The 5,596-nt window shown below is 66.1% G+C and carries 4 protein-coding genes and 1 pseudogene; 3 read left to right on the top strand and 2 right to left on the bottom strand.

All coding sequences use genetic code 11. From position 1 onward, the window contains the following. Nucleotides 1-391 (bottom strand): annotated as a pseudogene (locus B2R83_RS01835) (serine/threonine-protein phosphatase); the annotation flags it as partial. Between the two features lie 192 nt (nucleotides 392-583). Here B2R83_RS01835 and B2R83_RS01830 point away from each other — a divergent pair. Together B2R83_RS01830 and B2R83_RS01825 are read left to right on the top strand one after the other, a co-directional pair. Beyond that, nucleotides 584-784 (top strand): YdcH family protein, encoded by a 201-nt coding sequence (locus tag B2R83_RS01830; RefSeq protein ID WP_027867157.1) that lies wholly within the window; start codon nucleotides 584-586, stop codon nucleotides 782-784. Between the two features lie 24 nt (nucleotides 785-808). Next, nucleotides 809-2,887, top strand: a complete 2,079-nt coding sequence (locus tag B2R83_RS01825) for an ATP-dependent DNA helicase (RefSeq protein ID WP_414674341.1) — start codon at nucleotides 809-811, stop codon at nucleotides 2,885-2,887. 33 nt (nucleotides 2,888-2,920) lie between these two features. On the opposite strand, the gene B2R83_RS01820 is transcribed toward B2R83_RS01825, so the two are convergent. Further along, complete coding sequence (locus B2R83_RS01820; protein WP_292037979.1) at nucleotides 2,921-3,895, bottom strand: NADPH:quinone oxidoreductase family protein; 975 nt, start codon at nucleotides 3,893-3,895, stop codon at nucleotides 2,921-2,923. 188 nt (nucleotides 3,896-4,083) lie between these two features. Between B2R83_RS01820 and B2R83_RS01815 the strand changes: the two genes are divergently transcribed. Next, entirely contained in the window at nucleotides 4,084-4,692 is a 609-nt protein-coding gene (locus tag B2R83_RS01815; protein ID WP_027867155.1) for a toll/interleukin-1 receptor domain-containing protein, read from the top strand. The last annotated feature ends 904 nt before the right edge of the window (nucleotides 4,693-5,596 follow it).

Here is a 5,596-nt window from a genome sequence, read left to right as displayed (position 1 = left end):
ACAGGCGCGAGTCGCCCACATGTCCCCATACCGCCTCGCCGTGCGGCGTCAATACCAGGCCGACGAAGCTCGCATGCGCTTCCAGTCCCTCGCCGGCGCCGAGCATCACCGAGTTCATCTTCATGACCAGATGGGTTTCGCTGACGATGTCCTGCAGCAACTGCTCGATCCGCTCCAGGCTGGGGCGGTCGCCCGGCTTGAATTCGTCGAAGACCTGGCGCGCCGTGTGCAGCACCTGGTCCGCCCCTGCAGCGCCGGCGATGCCGTCCGACAGCACGGCCAGCACGTAACCGGGCGCGCGGGCGCCGGTCAAGAGGGCAACGCGGTCGTTCTGCTGCGGGCGGTTCCCGATGTGCTGCGCGGTTCCCGCTTCGATCTTGTATGTTGTCATAAACCTTTATTTCCGTAGCGCCTGCGCCAATCTTTGTTGGCGGCAACCTCAGCGTAGATTAAACTATGCACCGAGAAGCCGTGGTGTTGCAAGCCGAACACAAGCGGCCGCCATCACGTGCCGCCGCCGACTGCCGGCGCCGCCACCCAGCCCCCGCAAACGCTTTGTAAAGAACTGTTTGGAACAGCCATCATGACCGACGTCCAGGACATCCAGCGCCGCATCATTGAACTCGACGTGGAACACCGCGACCTCGATGCCGTCATTTCGATGCTTGCCGCGGACGGCCATGCCGACCAGCTCCAGCTGCGCCGTTTGAAAAAGCGTAAGCTGCAGCTGAAGGATCATATTACGCTGCTGAAGATGCAGCTAGTGCCCGATATCCCGGCTTAACCCAGGTTTTAAAGAAACAAGATTTTGACCGACCATCTCCCTGTTCCAGGCGTCACCGCCGAGCCGGCGGGTTCGTCGCCACAGGGCGACGTACTGCCATCCAGCGCCCGTCCGCCTGGTAAATACGACGAAGAGCTCGACCGCCTGTTCGGGGCGGGAGGCCCGCTCGCGCCCAACGTCGGCACCTACAAGCCGCGCCAGTCGCAAACCGAGATGGCCAAGGCCATCGCAGCGGCGATCGCCGAGCAGAACGTCTTGATGGCGGAGGCCGGCACCGGCACCGGCAAGACCTTCGCCTACCTCGTCCCGGCGCTGCTGTGGGGCGGCAAGACCATCATCTCGACCGGTACCAAGAACCTGCAGGATCAATTGTTCCTGCGCGACATCCCGACCATCCGCGCCGCGCTGCGCGCGCCGGTCTCGGTGGCCCTGCTCAAGGGGCGCTCGAACTACGTCTGCCATTTCCACCTGGAGCGCACGCTGAACAATGGTCGCCTGACCTCGCGCGACGACGTCGGCCACCTGCGCGAGATCTCGCGCTTCATCAAGATGACCAACTCGGGCGACAAGGCCGAGCTGGCCAAGGTGCCGGAAAACGCCACGGTCTGGAACCTGGTCACCTCCACGCGCGACAGCTGCATGGGCGCCGAGTGCCAGTACTACCAGGACTGCTTCGTGATGAAGGCGCGCAGGGAGGCCCAGCAGGCCGACGTGGTCGTGGTCAACCACCACCTGTTCTTCGCCGACGTGGCCCTGAAGGACACCGGCGTCGCCGAACTGCTGCCCTCGGCCAACACCATCATCTTCGACGAAGCGCACCAGCTGCCGGATACCGCCACGCTGTTCTTCGGCCAGTCGGTCTCGACCTCGCAGGTGCTGGAACTGTGCCGCGACGTGCTGGCCGAAGGCCTGGCGCATGCGCGCGGACCGGACTGGGCCAAGGTCGTGACCGTGGTCGAGAAGGCCGCGCGCGACCTGCGCCTGACCTTCCCGGAAGGCGGCACCCGCCTGTCGCTGCCGCAGATCCTGCCGACCTCGGCCTTCTTCCCGGCGCTGGACAAGCTGAAGGAGGAGCTGTCCGGCATGATCACGGTGCTGGAAGAACATTCCGCCCGCGCGGAGACGATCGAGGCTTGCCGCCTGCGCGCGCACGAGCTCAGCGCGTCCTTCGACGCCTGGAAGCCGGATGCCAAGAAAGGCAAGGCGGTGGCGGGCGACGATGCGGCCGTGCTGTGGGTCGAGGCCTTCAATTCCTCGCTGCAGCTGCACAAGACGCCGCTGTCGATCGCCCCGATCTTCTCGGGCCAGCGCGAAGGCACGCCGCGCAGCTGGATCTTCACCTCGGCGACGCTGGCGGTGAAGAACGACTTCAAGCATTTCTCCGACCAGATGGGCCTGACCGGTGAACCGGCCATGACCTGGCCGAGCCCGTTCAACTATGGCGAGCAGGGCATCCTCTACGTGCCCACCGGATTGCCGGAGCCGAATTCCTTCCAGTACACCGACGCCTGCGTCGACATCGCGCTGCCGGTGATCGAGGCGGCGGGCGGGCGCACCTTCTTCCTGTGCACGACCATCCGCGCCGTGAACAAGGTGGCCGAGCGCCTGCGCGAGGAGTTCGCCGCGCGCGGGCTGGATTTCCCGCTGTTCGTGCAGGGCGAGCGCGGCCGTACCGAACTGCTGGATTCCTTCCGCAATGCCGGCAACGCCGTGCTGGTGGGCAGCCAGAGCTTCTGGGAAGGCGTGGACGTGCGCGGCGACGCGCTCTCGCTCGTCATCATCGACAAGCTGCCCTTCGCCCCGCCGGACGATCCGGTGCTGGCGGCGCGCATCGAGGTGATGGAAAAGCAGGGGCTGAACGGCTTCATGCACCACCAGCTGCCGGAGGCGATCATCACGCTCAAGCAGGGAGCGGGGCGCCTGATCCGCGACGTGGACGACCGCGGGGTGTTGATGATTTGCGATCCGCGCATCATCACCAAGCCCTACGGCAGGCGCATCTGGCAGAGCCTGCCGCCGTTCAAGCGCACCCGGGTGCAGTCGGAAGTGATCGAGTTTTTCCGGCCGGGGACGATGGCGGATGCGGCGGATTTGAACGCCTGACGAGGTATCGTAGGGNNCCCTACAAAACCGACGTTATGGGCAAATCACGACTTTGCCGGTGACCTTCCTGTCCGCCATGTCGTTCAAGGCCTGCGCCGTCTCTTCCAGCCGGTAGCGCGCCGACACCAGCGGCTTCAGTTTCCCTTCCGCCATCCACCCCAGCATCTGCCGCATCGCCGCCAGGTTCGCCGCCGGCTCCTTGCGCACGAAATCGCCCCAGAACACGCCCACCACCGACGCGCCTTTCAGCAGCATCAGGTTCCAGGGCAGCTTCGGAATCTCGCCCGCCGCGAAGCCCACCACTAGGTGGCGCCCGCGCCAGGCGATCGAGCGCAGCGCCGGCTCGCTGTACTTGCCGCCCACCGGGTCGTAGATCACGTCCGGCCCGCGGCCATTGGTGGCGGCCTTCAGCGCCTCGCGCAGGTCTTCCTTCTCGTAATTGATCACGGCATCCGCGCCGTGTGCGCGGCAGACCGCCAGTTTCTCTTCGCTCGAGGCGGCCGCGATCACGCGTGCCCCCAGGGCCTTGCCGATCTCGATCGCCGCCAGCCCGACGCCGCCGGCCGCGCCCAGCACCAGCATGGTTTCGCCCGGCTGCAGGGCGGCGCGGTCGACCACCGCGTGGTGCGAGGTGCCATAGGTGAGGGTGATGGCGGCGGCGGTGTCGAAGTCCATGCCGGGCGGTATCGGCATCAGGGCATCCACCGGCGCCAGCGCCTGCTCGGCGAACGCGCCGGTACGGGTGAAACCGATCACCCGCTGGCCCGGGGCGACGCCACTGACGCCTGCGCCGACGGCGCGCACGGTGCCGGCGAATTCGTTCCCCGGCGTGAAGGGGAGGGGCGGGCGCACCTGGTACTTGCCCTGCACGGTCAGCACGTCGGGGAAGTTGACGCCGGCCGCTTTTACGTCGACCACGACCTCTCCCGCGCCCGGCGCCAGGTCGGGCAGGTCCTCGATCACGAGCTGGTCGATCGGACCCCAATCCTTGCAAACTACGGCTTTCATATCCTGTCCCTTTACTTCGAATACCTGTCCATTAATCGGCGGCATTATGCCTGAAGGTGCATTTCACGCTACTTTCCAAGGATGCTGACGAGTCCGCCAGCACGCTTGTGCGCACGCAAAGTGGCCGAGGTCTGTGTCGCTAGAGTCAAAGGAATCCAGCCTTAGCGCATTGGAATGGGGGATAGGCAATGGCGATCCGTTACGGGTGTTTTTTCAGCTACGCACACGGCAGGCACGACCTGATGAAACGGTTCAAGACCGCCCTTGCCGACGCGTTGCGCTGCTATCTCGAACCTCACTTCGACAACGAAGACGAACTGTTCATCGACACCGAACAGCTGGGCGGTGGCGACGACCTCGACCGCAAGATCGCGCGCGCGATGTGCGAGAGCGTGTGCATGATCCTCATCTACACACCCAAGTACGAGGCCCATGCCTACACCCGGCGCGAGTACGCGGCCATGCGCCTGCTCGAACACGAGCGATCAAGCTGGTACGAGCTGCCGAGCCGCCTGATCATCCCGGTGATCATGACGCGGCACCCCGAATCGCTGCCGCCGGAGATCACCGAGAACACTTTCTACGTCGATTTCTCGCACTTCACGATGGCCACGAGCGACCTGAAATCCAATCCGGACTTCCTGCCCGACATCGACAAGATGGTCCAGCGTATCTCCACGCACTATCACCAGCAAAAAAAGCATACGCCACCCGGACATGACTGCAACCAATTCGTGCTCCCCGATGTCCCACCAGAATGGCGCGCGATGCCAAGCCTGACTTTCCCAAAAAAATAACGAGGAGTCACATGGAACAGAATCGCTCTACGCTCCAGGCACTGGACAGTCCCGGCCAGGTCACCACCCTGTATGCCTACGAAGGCGGCCCCGTCCGCAACGGCCTGCTGGCGGCCATGGCGCTGCAGCTGGCCGGCGACACCGGCGCGGCGCCGGTCCTGGTGATCGACTGGGACCTTGCCTCTCCTTCGCTGCACGGCTACTTCGGCCCGCCCCCCGGCGCCGACGACGACAACTGTCCGCCCGGCCTGGTCGACTATGCCGGCGCGCTGCTCGGAGAGCTGCGGCGGCGCCGCATCGCCCGCGACGATGGCGGCGACGGCGTTGCCGCTCAGTTGGCTGATTCATTGCTCGACGCCGTCGACTGGCGCCCCTACGTGCAGCACGTGGATGGCCGCCGCCCGCTGTACCTGATGCGGGCCGGCCGTTTCGACGACGATTATGCCGAGCGCGCCGGGCGCCTCGACTGGGTAGCCTTGTTCGATGCCTGTCCGGCGCTGCTGCGCCGCTTCGCCGCGCGCCTGGCGAGGCACTTCCGCCACGTGCTGGTGGCCAGCGGCGCCGGCCGCTCGTCGAGCGTCAGCGCCTGCACCGTTCTCGTCCCCGACCGGCTGGTCGGCCTGTTCACGCCGGCGCCGGGCAGCATCGAAGGCCTCGAGGGTGTCGTGCGGCGCGCCATCGACTACCGCTGCNNCCCACGAGGAGGAGCAGCGCCCGCTGCTGGTCTATCCGGTCGCCTGCGCCGCCGACGGCGCCCGCAGCGACACGGGCCAGCGCTGGCGCCGCGGCGATCCGGCCCAGGGCCTGGCCGGCTACCAGCCGCGCCTCGAAGCCCTGCTGCGCAGCAGCTACGGCGTCGGCTGGCTGCGCCTGGAAAGCTGGTTCGACGAGGTCCAGCTGCCGG

The organism is Massilia sp. UBA6681 (assembly GCF_002454935.1).
Taxonomy (GTDB): Bacteria; Pseudomonadota; Gammaproteobacteria; order Burkholderiales; family Burkholderiaceae_D; genus Telluria; species Telluria varians.
Note: the sequence above shows the minus strand (reverse complement) of the source record. Positions and strands in the feature narration are given on the sequence as shown.

What these genes read in the sequence shown, in the direction of transcription:
- B2R83_RS01830 (WP_027867157.1), top strand. Translation starts at nt 584, where the DNA reads ATGACCGACGTCCAGGACATCCAGCGCCGCATCATTGAACTCGACGTG.
- B2R83_RS01820 (WP_292037979.1), bottom strand. Translation starts at nt 3,895, where the DNA reads ATGAAAGCCGTAGTTTGCAAGGATTGGGGTCCGATCGACCAGCTCGTG.
- B2R83_RS01815 (WP_027867155.1), top strand. Translation starts at nt 4,084, where the DNA reads ATGGCGATCCGTTACGGGTGTTTTTTCAGCTACGCACACGGCAGGCAC.